This window comes from Actinoplanes sp. NPDC049802 (genome assembly GCF_040656595.1).
Classification (GTDB): Bacteria; Actinomycetota; Actinomycetes; order Mycobacteriales; family Micromonosporaceae; genus Actinoplanes.
The window spans coordinates 92,271-108,739 of sequence record NZ_JBFAMR010000010.1; the positions used below are offsets into that span (position 1 = coordinate 92,271).

The 16,469-nt window shown below is 70.9% G+C and carries 14 protein-coding genes, 1 tRNA gene and 1 pseudogene; 10 read left to right on the top strand and 6 right to left on the bottom strand.

Translation table 11 applies throughout. From position 1 onward, the window contains the following. The first annotated feature begins 21 nt into the window (after nt 1-21). The 7 genes from AB0I88_RS10290 (at nt 22) to AB0I88_RS10320 (ending at nt 9,008) form a co-directional block, all read left to right on the top strand. Nucleotides 22-387, top strand: coding sequence for a hypothetical protein (locus AB0I88_RS10290; protein ID WP_361020869.1), 366 nt, complete (start codon nt 22-24; stop codon nt 385-387). A gap of 232 nt (nt 388-619) precedes the next feature. Then, complete coding sequence (locus AB0I88_RS10295; protein ID WP_361020871.1) at nt 620-1,012, top strand: hypothetical protein; 393 nt, start codon at nt 620-622, stop codon at nt 1,010-1,012. A 314-nt stretch (nt 1,013-1,326) separates the two neighbouring features. Next, nucleotides 1,327-2,184 carry an ABC transporter ATP-binding protein gene (locus AB0I88_RS10300; RefSeq protein ID WP_361020873.1) on the top strand — a complete coding sequence of 286 codons (858 nt, stop codon included), beginning with the start codon at nt 1,327-1,329 and terminating at the stop codon, nt 2,182-2,184. Nucleotides 2,185-2,189: 5 nt separating this feature from the next. Beyond that, on the top strand, nt 2,190-2,843 hold the full coding sequence (locus tag AB0I88_RS10305) for an ABC transporter ATP-binding protein (protein WP_361020991.1): 654 nt from the start codon (nt 2,190-2,192) through the stop codon (nt 2,841-2,843). After that, nucleotides 2,843-5,899, top strand: a complete 3,057-nt coding sequence (locus tag AB0I88_RS10310; protein ID WP_361020875.1) for an FtsX-like permease family protein — start codon at nt 2,843-2,845, stop codon at nt 5,897-5,899. The genes AB0I88_RS10305 and AB0I88_RS10310 overlap by 1 nt, the downstream gene beginning before the upstream one ends. Further along, complete coding sequence (locus AB0I88_RS10315; protein ID WP_361020877.1) at nt 5,896-8,577, top strand: FtsX-like permease family protein; 2,682 nt, start codon at nt 5,896-5,898, stop codon at nt 8,575-8,577. The genes AB0I88_RS10310 and AB0I88_RS10315 overlap by 4 nt, the downstream gene beginning before the upstream one ends. 2 nt (nt 8,578-8,579) lie before the next feature. Continuing rightward, the gene (locus AB0I88_RS10320) at nt 8,580-9,008 is read left to right on the top strand and encodes a hypothetical protein (RefSeq protein ID WP_361020879.1); all 429 of its coding nucleotides are present in this window, start codon (nt 8,580-8,582) and stop codon (nt 9,006-9,008) included. 711 nt (nt 9,009-9,719) lie between these two features. Here AB0I88_RS10320 and AB0I88_RS10325 read toward each other — a convergent pair. Beyond that, a complete protein-coding gene (locus AB0I88_RS10325; RefSeq protein WP_361020881.1) occupies nt 9,720-10,151 on the bottom strand; it encodes a PRC-barrel domain-containing protein in 432 nt (143 codons plus the stop codon). Nucleotides 10,152-10,274: 123 nt separating this feature from the next. Here AB0I88_RS10325 and AB0I88_RS10330 point away from each other — a divergent pair, with 123 nt between their 5' ends. Next, entirely contained in the window at nt 10,275-11,096 is an 822-nt protein-coding gene (locus AB0I88_RS10330) for a patatin-like phospholipase family protein (RefSeq protein WP_361020883.1), read from the top strand. Nucleotides 11,097-11,180: 84 nt separating this feature from the next. Here the strand turns inward: AB0I88_RS10330 and AB0I88_RS10335 are convergent, their stop codons facing one another. Continuing rightward, complete coding sequence (locus AB0I88_RS10335; protein ID WP_361020885.1) at nt 11,181-11,849, bottom strand: maleylpyruvate isomerase family mycothiol-dependent enzyme; 669 nt, start codon at nt 11,847-11,849, stop codon at nt 11,181-11,183. A 335-nt stretch (nt 11,850-12,184) separates the two neighbouring features. On the opposite strand from AB0I88_RS10335, the gene AB0I88_RS10340 reads away from it, so the two are divergent. After that, nucleotides 12,185-12,267, top strand: a tRNA-Leu gene (locus AB0I88_RS10340). 546 nt (nt 12,268-12,813) lie between these two features. Here AB0I88_RS10340 and AB0I88_RS10345 read toward each other — a convergent pair. The 4 genes and pseudogenes from AB0I88_RS10345 to AB0I88_RS10360 form a co-directional block, all read right to left on the bottom strand. After that, nucleotides 12,814-13,329: pseudogene (locus AB0I88_RS10345) on the bottom strand (recombinase family protein); the annotation flags it as partial. Between the two features lie 23 nt (nt 13,330-13,352). Next, nucleotides 13,353-13,979, bottom strand: a complete 627-nt coding sequence (locus AB0I88_RS10350) for a recombinase family protein (protein ID WP_361020887.1) — start codon at nt 13,977-13,979, stop codon at nt 13,353-13,355. Continuing rightward, nucleotides 13,976-14,182, bottom strand: a complete 207-nt coding sequence (locus AB0I88_RS10355; protein WP_361020889.1) for a hypothetical protein — start codon at nt 14,180-14,182, stop codon at nt 13,976-13,978. Before AB0I88_RS10355 ends, AB0I88_RS10350 begins: the two co-directional genes overlap by 4 nt. Nucleotides 14,183-14,421: 239 nt before the next feature. Beyond that, complete coding sequence (locus AB0I88_RS10360) at nt 14,422-15,273, bottom strand: hypothetical protein (RefSeq protein WP_361020891.1); 852 nt, start codon at nt 15,271-15,273, stop codon at nt 14,422-14,424. Nucleotides 15,274-15,641: 368 nt separating this feature from the next. On the opposite strand from AB0I88_RS10360, the gene AB0I88_RS10365 reads away from it, so the two are divergent. Next, a complete protein-coding gene (locus tag AB0I88_RS10365) occupies nt 15,642-16,268 on the top strand; it encodes an SMI1/KNR4 family protein (protein WP_361020893.1) in 627 nt (208 codons plus the stop codon). Nucleotides 16,269-16,469: the final 201 nt, after the last annotated feature.

Genomic DNA, 16,469 nt, shown 5'->3' on the forward strand with positions numbered 1-16,469 from the left:
TCGGCGACCATGTCAGGCAACATGTTCGATGAGGATCCTGAGTTTCGCGGCGTCCGGGTTGACGAGCTCATTCTCAAGGTCGGCGACGGTTCGCGGTCCGTGATCCAGCGAGGCCGAGCCTTGCTTGAGATCGGTCGCCGGGCGGACGGACGACCTGACCTGCAGGAGAGATTGTTCGGCTGGCTCGGTGATGACAGCCTCCGAGCAAAGAGGTGGGTGGGCCCGGTGACTCTGGCCTGGATTGCGGCGTGCGGCCTGGGCCACTCCTTGAAGGGCCAGGAAGACCGAGAACGTCTTTCTGAGATGCTTCGCGCTTGGCCGGATGCCGACCGTGACTTGCTCCTCAAGTGGGCGGAGGGGGAAGGCTGGTTCGACGGGATAGCATGACCTCGGCCCTTAACGGCCATTTACCTTCATCATCACAACTTTCCCTGCCGGTCCAGGTGGTCTTCCTTCGGGAGATGGCTGGTCTTCTTCGGTCCGTGATCGAAGAAGTGGAGCCGTCCGCAAGATGACCCCTGCAGTACGGAGTCTTCTGTGGCTCGGTCACGAGGGCTACACGGGGCTCCGCTCCTTCCGTGCCGGGCGTGATCCGGAGGCGGGCGGTTAGGGTACGGCCGTGGATCTGTACCGGCTGCTCGATCGGCCCGACCTGCCGGACTGGATGCGTGTCCGTATCGAGGATCGGCTCACTCAGCCGCCGATCGAGGCGGTCCGGGACCTGCTGCAGATGTACGTCAACGACTCGTGCGGCTTCGACGAGATCCGACGGGAATTGCGGCCGGTGACGGGATTCGAGACGGCCTTTCTGCGCTTGCAGCTCGACGCTCTGGAGAGGGTTCTGGCCGAGCCGCAGCCGAAGGGCACGTTGCTGTGGCTGGTGGAGCTCGACGCCAATCACGGTATGGACCACGATCCGACCGATCGCGGTGCCGCCGTCTTTCTGCGACAGATCGCCGATCTGGTCCGTGAGGCGCTGGCGGAGGCCGAAGGTGAGCTGCCGGGGCGGTGAGTGGCGCCTCGCGCGGAAGGCGCGCCGCGGCCTGGTGTGGGCAGGTGGTCGCGGTGCGCCACGGGACGGTCCGTTTCGGGCGGGGCGGCGCACCGCGTACGTCATCGCAGGGTTTCTTCGAGGAGCGTGGTTGACCGGTGGGTGAGGTGCACCCCACAGCGAGCGAAACAGCTGTTAGCGTTCACAGCACCTTCGATGCATCCGCTCCCCACGCCGTCGAGAACTGCCGGCCGCATCCGCTCAGGGCTGGTTGACGGGGATCGCAACGGAAGGTTTCATAGGCGACCCATGATCCGTCAGAAAGCCGAGATGCCGTGATCGTCTGCGAGAGCCTCGTCCGGATCTATCAGACCGGGTCGATCGAGGTGCAGGCGCTGCAGGGTTTGGATCTGGCCGTCGACGAGGGTGAGATGGTCGCCGTCGTGGGAGCGTCCGGGTCGGGCAAGTCGACGCTGCTGTCGATCCTCGCCGGAATCGACGCGCCGACCGCCGGGCGGGCCCACGTCGCCGACTGGGATCTGCTGGCCATGTCGCGCGGTGACCGGGTGCGCTACCGGCGGCACACGGTCGGGTTCGTGCGCCAGCAGACCGCCGCGAATCTGGTGCCCTACCTGACGTCGAGGCAGGTGGTGGAGCTGCCGATGGCGGCCGCCCGGATGCCCGGCAAGGATCGCCGCATCCGCACCGACGAGCTGCTCGCCGCCCTGGACGTGACCGACTGCGCGGACCGCCGGCCCGCGCAGATGTCCGGCGGGCAGCAGCAGCGGGTGGCGATCGCGGTGGCGCTGGCCAATCAGCCGCGGCTGCTGCTGGCCGACGAGCCGACCGGGGAACTGGACACCGCCACGTCGGCGGGCGTGTTCAAGGCGATGCGCAAGGTCAACCGCGAGTTCGGGGTGACCGTCGTGGTCGTCACCCACGACCCGGAGGTGAGCGGGCAGGTGGAGCGTACGGTGGCGATCCGCGACGGCCGCACCAGCAGCGAGGTGCTACGCCGGACCGAGACCGGCGCGGACGGCGACACTCTGGTGATCGCGGAGGAGTACGCGGTGATGGACCGGGCGGGCCGGGTGCAGATCCCGCGCGAGTACCGGGAGGCGCTCGCGCTGACCCGGCGGGTACGGCTCGCGCTGGAGTCCGATCACGTGACGATCCGGTCGGACCCGTCGTGACGGCGATGGTGCGCATCCGCGGGGTGCACCGCCGCTTCGGTGAGGTGCACGCGCTGCGCGGCGTCAGTTTCGACGTGCCGGCCGGCAGCATGGTGGCGCTGGTGGGCCGTTCCGGGTCGGGCAAGACCACCCTGCTCAACGTGGTCGGTGGCCTGGACCGTCCCGACGAGGGCACCGTCGAGGTCGACGGCGCCGAGGTCACCGGCTTGGACGAGGACGGCCTGTCACGGCTGCGGCGCGAGAAGGTGTCGTACGTGTTCCAGACGTTCGGCCTGATCCCGGTGCTGTCGGCGGCCGAGAACGTGGGCGCCCCACTGCGGCTGGCCCGGATGCCGGCCGCCGACCGGGAGAAGCGGGTGGCGCTGCTGCTCGACCTGGTCGGGCTCGCCGGCCACGCCGAGCAGCGCCCGGGTGAGCTGTCCGGCGGCCAGCAGCAGCGGGTGGCGATCGCCCGCGCGCTGGCGTCGTCGCCGCGGCTGCTGATCGCCGACGAGCCGACCGGCCAGCTCGACGCGGAGACCGGCCGGTCCGTGATGGCGCTGCTGCGCGCGGTCGTCGAGTCGGAGCGGGTGACCGCGCTCGTGTCGACGCACGATCCGGTGATGATGGCGCTGGCGGACCGGGTGGTCCGGATCAGCGACGGACAGGTCAGCGAGTAGTGCTGGGCCTGCTCGGCCGCCGCGCCGGATCGCAGTGGCCGCTGCTCGCCGCGCTGCTCGCGGTGGTGACCGCCGGGGCCGCCCTGCTCGGGGTGTGCGCGCTGCTGGTGACGGTCAGCGCGGACCGGGCACGGGAGAAGGCCGCCGCGGCGGCGACGCCCACGCGGACCGAGGTGACCGGGTACGCGGTGACGATCGCCCGCCCCGACGTGCCGGCCGTGGCCGCGGACACCGAGCGGGTGCTGACCGAGGCGCTGGCCCCGTTCGCGGTGTCGACGGTGGGCCGGGCGTCGGCGGTGATGCGGCCGATGTCCGGCGACGCGGTCGGCTACCTGTCCGGGGTGCAGGATCTGCCGAAGCGGGCGACGCTGATGTCCGGGCGCTGGCCGGGCACCGGCGGCGAGGCGGTGGTGCTGGAGACGACCGCCCGCCTGCTGCGCCTGTCCCCCGGCGACACGGTGGCGCTCGGCGCCGAACAGGTCCGCGATCCGGCGCCGCCAGCCACCGTGACGATCACCGGCGTCGTACGCGCGCTGCCCGGCGCCGGCTGGGACCGTGACCTGCTCGGCGGCGCCGGATACGACCTGGCCTACCGGGGCGCCGGCGCGTTGCAGCCGGCGAAGGCGTACGGCCCGTTCCTGGTCGGCTACCGGGAGCTGCTCTCCGGCACGGCCGCGCTGAGCCGGCTGGAGATCACCGCCCACCCCGACCTGTCCGATCCGGACCATCACGCTCTGGCCCGCGTCGAGTCCTCCATCCTGGAGGCTGACCGCCGGCTGGCCGCCGCCCTCGGTGAACGGGTGCAGATCGAGCGGGTCGGCTCCCGGCTGCCGGGCACGCTTGCCGAAGCCCGCCACCAGCAGCAGGTCACCACCGCCGCGGTGCTGGCCGTCGCGGTCCTCGGGACGGCGCTGACCGTGGCCGCGCTGGCACTCGCCGGGAGGCTGACCGCCGACGTACGGTCCGGGGAGACCGCCCTGCTGTCCGCGATGGGCGCCAGCCGCTGGCAGCTGGCCGGGGTGGCGGCCGCCGAGGCGGGACTGCTCGCCCTGACCGCCACACTGCTGGCGGTGCCGCTGTCGTCGGCGGTGCACCGGTGGATCAGCGGCGACACCCTGACCGTCACCGGGGCACAGGCCGCGGCCGTGACGGGCGGGGCGCTGCTGGCCGTCTTCGCGATCCGTACCGCCCCACCGCCCACCGGCGAACGCGACCGGCGCACCCTGCTCGCCCGCTCCGGCGCCGACGTGCTGCTGGTGGCACTGGCCGCGGCCGGCTGGTGGCAGCTCGACGCCCAGCCGGACACCGCGCAGACCGAGGTCGACGCGGTCCGGATCCTGTCGCCCGCGCTGATCCTCGCCGCCGGCTGCGCCGTCGCGCTGCGTCTCGTCCCGCCCGCGCTGACGGTCGCGGACCGGCTGGTCCACCGCACCCGCGGCCTGCCGATGCCGCTGGCCGTGGTGCAGGCGGCCCGCCGGCCGACCGCGGCCGCGATGCTGATCGCGCTCGGCTGCGCGGCCGCCACGTTCGGGGTCGCCTTCGACGCCACCTGGCAGCGGTCGCAACGTGACCAGGCCGACCTCTCCGTCGGCACCGACCTGGCGATCGCCCTGGGCGGTCCGCCCGCCACCGGACAGGGCGCCGTTCTGCAAGCCGCCGTCGGTGGAACGGTCGCGCCGACCACGAACCGGGGCGTCGCCGTCGGGCAGTGGCTCGGCGGCAACGGCGAACCACCCCGGCTCGTCGCCGTCGACGGCCACCGCACCGGCACGCTGCTGCGCGGCGGCGGCGAGGACTGGTCCGCCGTCGGCGCCCGCCTGGTCCCGGCCACCGCGGCCGCCGGCATCGCGGTGCCGAACGGCAGCCGGATCACGGTGACCGGCCACGCCACCGGGACCGCCCCGATCGCCACCAGCCCGCGCCTGATCCTCGAGGATCCGACCGGGCTGCGGACCGCCTGTTCCGGCGCGGCCACCCCACTCGACGGGCGGCCGCACGAACTGCCCGGCTGCGCCACCGCCGACGGGCTGCGCCTGGTCGCGGTGCTGCTGCCGGTCACCTCCGACGCCATCGGCTGGGACGCCACCGGCGACAGCCGCATCGACGTGACCGTGACGGTCCCCGGCGCGGCGGCCGGCGGAACGTGGACGGCCGCCTCCTCGCAGCCCTTCCCCGAACAGCTGCAGGCGCCGGCGGTCGCGGTGTCCGGGGCCACCCTGCGGATGACCGCGACCGTCGAGCTCGGCGGGCCCGCGGAAGCCGGACGGCAGCTCGTCGCCACCGCGTTCACCGATCCGGGCGCCGTGCCGGTCGCCGTGTCGCGGCGGCTCGCCGAACAACTGTCGGTGTCACCCGGATCGACATTGCAGGTCACGGTCGGTAACACGCCCGTGCCGGTGCAGGTGGTGACGATCGTGCCCGGCGTGCCGTCGGCGCCCGGCTCGGTGGCGATCCTCGCCGACCTCGACACGATCTCGCGGGCCCTGCTCGTGCGCGGCGACCCGCAACTGCCGGTCGACGCCTGGTGGGTCGCCGATCCGTCGAACGCCTCCGCCGCGGCGGGCCTCCATCTCGGTGAGATCAGCACGCGTACGGGTGAGGCGGCCCGCCTCACCACCGGCCCGGTTCCCGCCGGGCTGCCCGACGCGTTGCGCCTGCTCGTCCCCGCCGCGATCCTGCTGCTGCTCGCGGGGGTGACCCTGCACGTCACCTGCGACCTGCACGCCCGCGCCGTCGAGGTGGCCCGGCTGCGCGGGCTCGGCATGACCCGGCGGGAGATCCGGACCACCCTGCTCGGCCAGCACACCATCGTCATGGTCCCGGTGCTGGCGGCCGGTGCCGTGGTGGGCGCCCTGGCCACGTGGGTGGTGGCGCCGCTGATGATCCGTTCCGAGACGGGTGCCGCCCCGGTCCCGGCGGTCGCTCCGGTCTGGCCGTGGCCCGCCGAACTGGCCGTCCTCGCGGCGCTGGCCGCGGGCTGCCTGCTCGCCGTCACCACGGTCGTCGCCGTCCAGTCCCGTCGTGCCGACGCCGCCCACCTCCGGGTCACGTCTTGACCGCCCGGCACAGCATCCGCCCCGGCGGCAGGACCGCGTTCGCGGCGCGGCTCACCGTCGCCCGGCTCAGTCCGCACTGGCCCAGCGTGCGCGGCCGGGCCCGCGCCGACCTCGGCCCGCTGATCCTGTCCGCGCTGGTGGTGACGCTGGTCAGCGTGCTCGCCGGGGCGGTGCCCGGACTGATGCGCGACACCGCCGACAGTGCTGTCCGCGACGCTGTCCGCCGCGCCGGGACCAGCGCCGACGTGACCGTGCAGGCCCGCTGGGAGCCGGACGAGTACACCAGCGACGGCACGCCCGGCCGGATGCGGATGCCGCACCTCGCCGTCGACCTCGCCGACCTGCGCCGGCGTTCGGTCGAACAGCTCGGCCCCGGACTGCGGGCCGCGCTGCGACCGCCGGTCGCGTCGGTGATCGCACCGACGTTGCGGTTCACCGACGGCAGCGTGCTGCGGACCTTCCAGATGGCCTACCTGGACGGCGAGACCGGCCCCGGCGTGGAGTGGGTCGACGGGACGGCGCCCGCCCCGACCGTCGACGGCGATGCCGACGTCGCCTACACAGGACCACCCTGGCGGGTGCGGGTCGGTCTGAGCGAGACGGCGGCGGCTGCCTCAGGGGTACGCCCCGGAGCGGTCCTCCAGGTGCGCGACGAACGCGGCGCCGACAAGAACGTGCAGGTCAGTGGCATCTTCCGGCCGGTGGACCGCAACGATCCGGCGTGGCGGCTCGCACCGTGGCTGCTCGACCCGGTGGCCGGTGCGGATGGCGCCGGGACGACCCGCTTCGGGGGGCTGGTCACCGCCGAGACGCTGCCGGACATGCGGTTGGCGTTCAAACCCGACGAGCTTCGGCGTACGGTCACCTTCTCCCCCGACCCCGATGTGCTCACCTGGGACACCGCGCACGCCATCGCGGCCACCGCCGTCACGCTGAAAGCCACGTCGGCCACGTCCAGCAGCTTCGACACCGCACCCACCTGGAACACCCAGCTCGACGCGGTGCTGCGCGACGTCACCGCGCAGGTCGAAGCGGCCCGGGTGCACGCGTCGGTGCTGCTGTGCGCGGTCATCGCCGGGGCGGTCCTGGTGCTGGGGCTGTCCGCCGAACTGCTCGGCCGGAGGCGGGCCGCCGCCCTGGCGCTGGCCCGGCAGCGGGGCGCCACGCTGCCGGACCTCGGCGCCGAACTGGTGCTCGAATCGGGGCTGGTCACGGTCGTGGCGGCCGCCGCCGGCGGTATGGGGGCGTATGCGATCACCGGCGAGGTCGCGTGGTGGTGGGTGGCGCCGGTGGTTCTCGCCGCCGTCGCCGCGGGTCCGGCGTACGGGGTGAGCGCCGCGGCCTCGGCCACCCGCGACCGGAAGGTGCCCGCCAACCGTGCCGCCCGGCGCTGGGTGCGGCACACCGCGATGCTGCGCCGGGCCGCCGTCGAGATCGCGGTCCTGCTCGCGGCGGTGGCCGCCGCCGTCGCCCTGCACCAGCGCGGGCCCGCTCCCGGACTGCCCACCCTGGCGCCGGCGCTCGCCGCCGTCGCCGCGGCCGTCGTGCTGCTGCGCGTACTGCCGCCGGCGATCGGCCTGGTGCTGCGGCGGCTGTTGCGGTCGCGGCGGCCGCTCGCGGTGTTCGGGGCGGCGCAGGCCGCCGCCGGTTCGGCCCGGATCCTGCCGGTGCTGACGCTGGTCACGTCGGCGGTGCTGGCGGTGTTCGCGCTGACGCTGGGCGCCACCGTGCGGGGCGGCCTGGTCGACGGGGCCCGGGAGACCGTCGGCGCCGACGCCCGCCTCGACGTCACCGACGAGGCCTCCGGTACGACCGCCGAGGTGGCGCGGCGGATCGCGGCGCGGCCCGGGGTGACGTCGGTGACCACCGCGCAGGTCACCGACGGCGCGCGGATCATCGCCGGCGAGGCGCTCGTACCGTCCCGGTTGATCATCCGCTCGGGTGGGACGGCGGATCCGGCCGTGCCCGCGCTGGTCCGGTCGGCGACCGGGAAGCTGCGGCCCGGGATGCCGTTGGAGCTGCGCCGGGACGGGCAGCCGCCGGTGCGGTTGACCGCGACCGGACCGGCGCCCGTGGTGAGCGGCGCCGACGACGTGGTCATCGTCGACGCGGCCGCCCTCGCCGCCGCCGGCATGGAGTCGGTCCCGAACACGATCTGGGTGACCGGGCCCGGCGCCGAGCAGGCGGTCGCCGGAACCGGCGCGGTCCTGCGGTCCGAAGTGCTGCGTGACCGTCGCGCCGCTCCCCTGGTCAACGGCCTGCTGTGGCTGTCGTGGGCCGCGGCGGCGCTGCTGGTGCTGCTCGGGCTGGCCGGGTTCGCGCTCGCCGCGGCGGCCGGGGCGCCGCAGCGGTGGCAGACGCTGAGCCGGCTGCGGACCTTGGGGCTGACCCCGCGCGACGCCCGCCGGGTGGCGGCCGGTGAACTGCTGCCGTGGGGCCTGGTAGCGGCAGCCGGAGGGGTCGTGGCCGGGTTGCCGTTGGCGGCGCTGCTGTTCGGGGCGCTGGAGTTGCGGCTGCTCACCGGTCAGGTGCTGGACCCGGGGGTGGCCTGGCCGTGGGCGGGCCTGACGGTCGTGGCCGTGCTGTTCGTGGCGGCCGTCCCGGTGATCGTCCGGTTCGAGGCGGTCGCCCGGCGGCGGCGCCGGCTGGCGGAGGTGTTGCGGGTGGGCGGGCAGTAGGGATGCTGGGGTGGAAGGGCACCGGTTACGAGGTTCATCGTGGGCCGTCGGGTGAGATGTCGTCCTGCGACGGGCGGATCTACTCCTACACGTACCGGCGCCATCCGCCGGGTGACAGCGGCTACGAGCGGTGCATCACCATGTCCTGGTGCACGACGTGCCGCGAGTTCTCCGACGGCCTCGTCTTCATCAGCCGGGACCGGGTGCTGTGGGACGCGCTCGCCGGCCTGCCACCGTACGAGCGCGAGGACGTGGAACGCAGCCCCCGGAAGATCCTTGACTACCTCGACGGTCTCGTGCGCCGCGGTCTCTGGCCGCCGGAGTCCCCCGTCTCACCCGCCGATCCGGCGCCGAAGGCCCGGCGGAAACGCGCGCCGCGCCACGACGCCTTTCCACAGCGGGCCCAGCGGAAACGCCGGCCGCGCCGCTGACGCCATCGCGCCGCAGACGCCATCGCGCCGCCGGAAACACGCGCCGCGCCACTGACACCGGCCCGACAGCTGCTTTGTCGCGGTCGCCATGGCGGACACAGCCCCAAAACCATCCTAGGAACCTGGCCTGAATCCGCGTGGCGTGTGACGGCGGCCAGACCGTGTTCGGCTACCTCGACCTGATCGATGTGGACGCGATCGGGGGCCCGACCCCCAGCCGATCCCGGTGCCGGGCAACGTCGACATCGGCCAGGCCGGCCCGAACCTGCCGATGCCGGGGGCGTCCGCGCCGCCCTCGACGCCGGCCGGCGCACGCTGTCGCTGCTCGAACCGGCGGCCGTGTTTGCGCCAGCCGATGACGACGCGGCCGCATGCGCCGACTGGGCCGCCGAGCGGTACGGGCGGCCCGCGTGTGGTGACGCCCGCCGCGTACGCCGACGTGGTGACGCCGCGGCCGGCCGTGTTTGCGCCGGCCACGACGCCGGCCGGCCCGGACGCCGCTACTTCGGCGGCGCAGCGGAACCAGCCGTGCTTCCGGTATCGCTGTTCGCCGGTCTGCCATGGCGATCACGGATGAGACTGCGAACCGGTATCCGAACCAGGAAGTCGACATCCGCTGTGGGTGTGGCCACACCCACAGCGGATGTCCATCGCGGAAAGTTGTCTCATGCCGCCGACGGCTGATACCGGCGTGTTGTTCTCTGCAGGCCTTCAGAGGTTGCGGCGCCCGTCGTCGAGAGTCTCCCGGTATTCGGTGACGGCGTACTTCCGGAGCTGGTTGCGGCGACCGGTTTCGGTCCCGGACCTGTGGGCGTGGTAGTTGTCGTCCCGGTGGAGGCCGTAGTGGGTGTAGAGGCGGGCGATCTCGTCGGCGTCGAGGGGCTCGTCGGCGTCGGCGTCGACGTTCGGGGCGTCCTTGACGGTCTCCTTGTCGAACGGCACCACCAGCCGGTCGCCGGCCGGGTCCACGTCCTGGAGCGGGATGAGGGATTCGTTGAGACCGAACAGTCCGGTGCGGACGCTGGCCCAGGTGGCGTGCCCGGTGGCGTCGGTCCAGATCGCGCCGACCTCGCCGATCTTGTCGCCGTCGCGGTCGAAGACCTCACGGCCGTACAGAGTGGGAATGTGCTCCTGTGCGATCACGGGGGTGGTTCCTTTCTCTCTGGTTGCCCTTCACATACCCGGTGACGAACCGCCCAAATTCATCATTTCGGGTGGTGAGAGTGAGGTCTTGACCGCTGGCGACATCTCGTTACTCTCCGGTACGTGACGAAGGCTCTGGTTCTCGGCGGCGGTGGCGTGACCGGCATCGCCTGGCATCTCGGTGTCCTGTGCGGGTTGCGGCGGGCGGGTGTCCCGCTCGACGACGCCGACACGATCATCGGCACGTCCGCCGGTTCGGTGGTCGGCGCGCTGGTCGCGGCCGGCACCGACCTGGAGGCGGCGGTGGCCCTGCAGGAGCGGGAACAGCAACGGGCACAGGCGCGCGGCCGGGACACCGGCGCCGCGATGGCCGCGATGGCGGTGCTCGCCGATCCGTCGGTGCCGCCCCAGGAGGCACGGACCCGGGTGGGCGCGTTCGCGCTGGCCGCCTCCACCGTGGACGAACAGGCCTACCTGGACCGGATGGCGCCGCTGCTGCCGGTGCGCGAGTGGCCGGCCCGCGACCTGCGGGTGCTGGTGGTGGACACCGCCGACGGCCGGGACGTGCTGCTCGACGCGGCGTCCGGCGTACCCCTGATCAAGGCGATCTCGGCGAGTTGTGCCGTGCCGGGCCTCATGCCGCCGGTGACCATCGAAGGCCGCCGCTACATGGACGGCGGGGTGCGGTTCGGTGCGGGCGCCGACCTGGCCGCGGGCGCGGAACGCCTCGTGGTGCTGGCGCCGCTGGCCTGGCTGGGCCGGGACCGGATCGTCGCCGAGATGGCCGCCTCCGGAGCGGTGAAGACGCTGCTCATCGAGCCGGACGCGGCGGCGTTGCAGGCGTTCGGCCGCGACTTCATGGATCCGGCGGCCCGGCCGGCGTCGGTGCGGGCCGGATTGCGGCAGGGCGCCGAACTGGCCGAGGCGGTCCGCGCGGTCTGGTGACCGTTCAGCGGACGAGCGGCCCGGTCAGGGGACGATGGTGCCGGTCAGGGGACGATGGTGCCGGTCAGGGGACGAGGGTGCCGGTCAGGGGACGAGGGGGCCGGTCAGCGCCGCCCGGGCGGCCGCCTCGTCACCGGTGACGGTCTCCCACGGCAACGGCCGGCGGTTCCACAGCGCCAGCATCAACTCCTGCGCCGTGCCGGTGAGGGTGGCGACCGGCTCCCCCGGACCGAGCGTCCACGAGTCGCCGAGGTCGGCGGCGGTGAACCGGACCGCCACGCCCGGCTCGACGGCGAGTCCGCGTTTGATCATCCGCGGAACGAACACCTCGATGACCTCGGCGACGCCGTCGCCGCACAGCCGCGCGTCGAGCCCGGCCGAGCGGCCCAGCGCGTGCTCGGCGTCCCAGCGGTGGACCAGGGTCTCCAGGCAGCGGCGGCGCCGCCAGAAGGCGACGGTCCGCGGCGGGGCGAAGGTCCAGGCCTCCGCGGCGGGATCACGCCGCAAGGCGTCCTCGAGGGTACGCGCGGTGCCCGCGAACCACCCGGCAAGATCCTCCGGCGGCGGCTGCGGCTCGTAGCGACCGTGCAGGTCGGTGATCGCGGTGGCGGCCCACAGGTTTCCCTGCCCGAGATGGACGGCCAGGTCACGCAGCGTCCAGTCGCCGCAGTGCTCGACCGGCGCGGTCAGGTCACCGTCCAGACAGGCCTGGAAGGCGCCGAATTCGTCGTGCAGCAGGGCGAGGTGGTCCATCAGCTCTTCCTCAAGGTGAACACGATGCGGGTGCCGCCGGTGTGCGACGGATCTTACCGCCGTGATGCTCCACGACCCGTTCCTCGTCCTCAGGTGGCGTCGCCACGCATCGTCGGCAGCGGCGGCCGCTCGTCGAGAATCTGCCCGACGGGTTCGTCCAGGCCGACGGGCCGGCCGGCATCGTGGACCCGGCCGGCCCGGGACAACGTCAGCAGGATCGTTGATGAGCCACTGAATCGGATCTGAGTGGCCCGTCCTCGTGGCGATCTCCCCATGCCGCGGACGCACCCCCGATCAACGCGTCTCGTGGGTGGGTTGTTATGTTGTTCAGGCAGGTCCGGGTGGCGGAATGGCAGACGCGCTAGCTTGAGGTGCTAGTGCCCGCAAGGGCGTGGGGGTTCAAGTCCCCCTTCGGACACAAACTAAATCCCCATGAGAGTCCGCTACAGGCTGTGCCTGAACGCGGACTTTCTGTGTATCTGGGTGATAGGTGAGCTGAACCCCCCAGTTGCTGGTAGACGGTCGCCCGATCGGCGGGGTCCGCCTCCGCCAGGACGGCGCCGATGTCGCCGAGTTGTGCGAGCAGGGTCGTTATCTGCGCCGGGCTCATCTGCTGAGCCCGCGGCGGCGGTGGGGTGTTGAGCACCTGGGCAGCCTTCGCGCGCCGGGTTTGTGTCTCGCTGATCCAGCCGGTGACCACGGCCGGGTCCGCGCCCGCCTCGAGTGCGGCGCGATAGGTGACGAGCTTCGCGTCACAGTCGGCCACATCGGCACGGGCCCGGCGGGTGGCTTCGCTCTCGACGGGTTCCGGCTCCTGGGCGGCGGCCATCATCGCGACGGTGTGCTCGATGAGCCCGGGTCCGAACGCGGCGGCCAGTGCGGCGTCGAGCGGGCCTGCGATATCGCGTTCGCGGAGGTAGACGTTACGCGGGTGGGTGATCTTGTTGGCCAGGGCGTACTCCTCGGGGTAGCGGCATCGGTAGTAGGCCTCCCCGTTGGAGCGCTGGCCCTGCATCTTGCGGTCGCACAGGCCGCAGTACACCCGTCCTTTGAACACGTATACGTGGCGGCTGCGGTGTTTCTTGTGCTCGAATCCGGGTCCGTCACCACGCCGGTGCAGTACCTGCTGGACCCGGTCGAAGGTGTCGGCGTCGATCAGGGGTGTGTGCACGACGTCCTTGGAGATCACCCATTTCTCCGTCGGGTTCCACCGCATGATCGTGGTGTGGCCGAGGGCGACGTCGTTGATGTCGAGCAGGACCTCGTCGGCGCGCTGTTTGTTCCACACCTGGTGGCCGGTGTAGCGGGGGTTGGTCAGGATGACGCGGATCGCGCTCTTGGACCAGGCGATCCCGGGCCGGTGGGGGTTACGTGCGCGGTCGTAGGCCGAGGGGCACGGTATCCCGTCCGCGGTGAGCCCTTCGGCGATGACGTAGAGGCCGTTGCCGGCGAGGAACTCGGCGTAGATGCGCTGCACCACTGGTGCGGTGTTCGGGTCCGGAGTCAGCCCGCGCAGCCGCCGTCCGTCGGCGGCCTTGCCCGGGGGCCTAGGTCGGCCAGGGTGTAGCCGTAGGGCGGGCGGCCGCCGAGGAATCGGCCCTCGACCAGCGTTTGGGAGGCCATCGAGGTCCGGACTCGCACTTTGATGCGGTTGCGTTCGCCCTTGCTCATCCCGCCGAAGACGGACATGACCAGGTCGTGGGCCTCGTTGTCGGGATCGATCGGGCCGCCGACCTCGGGCACCCACAGCCGCACGCCGAAGTGAGTGAACAGGGGAAGGGTCAGCCCGAACTGGTTGCCGTAGAACGCCCGGTGCGGCTCGCCGATCACCACGGCGTCGAATCCGCGCCCCGGATCACGAAGTGCCGCCAGCAGCCGGTTTGCCTCCGGGCGGCGCGACCACGGCAGGGACCGGCTCTGCCCGACATCGAAGAATTGAAGGTGTTCGGCGATCACGCCACCGCGAGACTCGATGAGATTGCGGGCCAACGACAACTGCCAGCGTTTCGAAGACTCGGGATCCTGATTGTCCTCGGTGGAGACCCGGCCATAAAAGGCGAACGAGAGCTTGGGTACGGTGAAACGTGCGTTCGTGAGATCCGCAGCGATCCGTTCCTGGTCTATCGTCATGCACCCTCCTCAGGTGTCATCTGTTTGCCGCGTTTCCGGTGGACCCCGATGAGCAGGCGCAACAGGGCGCGTGCCGCAGCGGGAGTGACATCCAGAAACAGCGTTTCGATGTCCGGATCCACATTTCTGGACGCATTCACACGGACATCCTGATGATAATTCCCGGATATTCCATTCGGCTGATTCTGTTGCGAATCTGTCATTATCGTCACCGTCCCCTGAACGCCGCCGATCGCGCATGTCGATGGCTTGCCGATTGGACACTTCCGGCTCCTTCCGGTTTCTGACTCGACTCAAAATGAAAGCAAGTTCCGCTGAAGCAGCGGCCGCGAACACCCTCTTCTCGGCATGATAGCGAGATGCTGCAGAGTTGTCCGCAGTTGCCGGACGCTGTGCGTCGTGGTCAGGTACCTTCGAAGGTTTTCTGCCCGGGGCAGCCCAGTTAGCGTGGAACCCTCTCGCAAAAGAGCTTGCCGCCACGAGCCAGCAGGCCGGCTACATCGTGCTCGCTGGGCATCTCGGAACAGATAATCCTGATGTGGGCCGCGTGGAGCGCTAGCACGATGCGGTCCGCCGCTGCACGGAGATCGGCTTCGCCGGCCTGTCCGTCACAGTTTAGCGATAGCCAGAGTCGGTTGTCCCTACCGACGATAAAATTTGGAAACGATGATCCTTCGTCGTTCGATATTCCGCATTTAGTTAAAGCATTCCTGACGTCAGCGCCCAGATCGACCGCGTTGCGGCGATCGACTGCTCGGGAAGCGATATATACGGCGTCCACGAGACCGGCGACAGCGCTAGGAACCGCCTCTACAGAAAGGGTGTACGGGCCGAGAGAGATAGTCTCAGCGGAGGGGTCATATGCGAATCCCCAGAACTCGCTCGCGGGCACACGTGCTGAGACGCCCGCTGCGATGCGCCGTTTCTGCGGGCCATGGCCTGCGCCGAGCGCCCGTGCCTCGAATTGCATCAAACCGTTTCGCACCTCGGTAAGCCCCGGTAGGGCTAACTCGTACTCGTTCTTTGCCTGGCTAAGAGCAAGCCGCTCCTGATCAAATCCAATCTCCTGCAGCCGGCCGTCCACAAGAGCGACGGCACCGAGGAGTTGCCGTAGAGCGAGGATGAGCTGGCGAGCGTCGATTTGACGCGAGCTGAACCAAGAGATCCGGCGGTCGTCGGAATCGTGCATACGGAACAACGCTAGCTCTGCGGCACGCTGCCACCACTGGATCTCCGATACTGCAATCGCCTCAGGATGGTCTGCGGGCGACCAGCCGACATCCGGATTCGTCACGGTCGGATTATTGTCATATGAGCCTTCAAAAAGCCACCAGATAATCTGGGCTTCGGCGCTGGTAGGCTACCTCTCATCGGCTAAAACAGTGCGCATCGACCAGTTGCTAGTGAGTGGCTGAGGGCCATTTTCGGAGGTGGCGAATAGCTGCCACCGGCTCCCGGCGCGCGGGGGAGCTTCGCTGGCTCCGATCGTCTGCTACTTCAAGATCAGTGGCAGGCGACGCCTCACCATCCGACGTTCACGGGATGTCACCAAACGGAGGGACACTGCTGACGCGGATCGCGGCAGGAGAACGCGGACGGTTCCCGATCGTTGGCCGAGATCGGTACTTGCCGGAGTCCGTACGCCGGCGGCACGATTAAACCATGGATGATCTTGCTGAGCTGGCCGGTCTGTTGCAGCTGCCGCCGGTGGATGAGGCTCATTGGCGGTCGTCGGACTGGTCGGCTGTCGAAATGGCGCTTGGCGTTCAATTGCCGGGCGACTACAAGGCTTTCGTCGACGCGTACGGGCCTGGGGCCGTCAACGATCATCTGCTCATCTGTGCACCCGATGCCTCTGTCGGCTGGACCGACCTGGTCGACAACAACGAGATGGCGCAGGAGTCGTGCCGGATCTGGTTCGGCGGCGTTGACGACGACTCCTCCAGTCGCCTCGAACCGGCTTGGCCGCTGGGTGACTCCTCCCGCTGGGACGGTGACGACGTTCCCGACTGGTTCCAGCCCGGCGATGACCTCGTCTCCTGGGGTGGGACCCCCAACGGCGACTTTCTCTTCTGGCACGTGAGGCCCGGCGTCGCTCCTGCTGACCACCCGGTGGTGCTTCGCGAGCATGGGCCGTACTTCGAGCGTTTCGACGGCGGGTTCGCCATGACCCTCAAGGGTTTGCTCACCGGCGCCGTCCGTTCCCGATATCTGACCAGATGGCTGCAGGCGCCGCACTCCTACGGGTTTGCCGGCCGGAGAGATAGCAACGGCAGATGTCTAGAGTAGTTCGGCAAGTCCGGCCGCAGTCGATGGCGTACTGATCTCGGCATGTCCGGATTTCGGCGAGGCCTCCCATAATCACTCTCAGTTATCGCGAGTGTGGTGCACTAGCCTCGCCGCTAGCTCGCTCTAGGGCAGGAACCTCGCCTGGAGCAGGGTCCGATGATGCCGACGCCCTGATCATCGGCATTGAGGACGAGGCGGTTT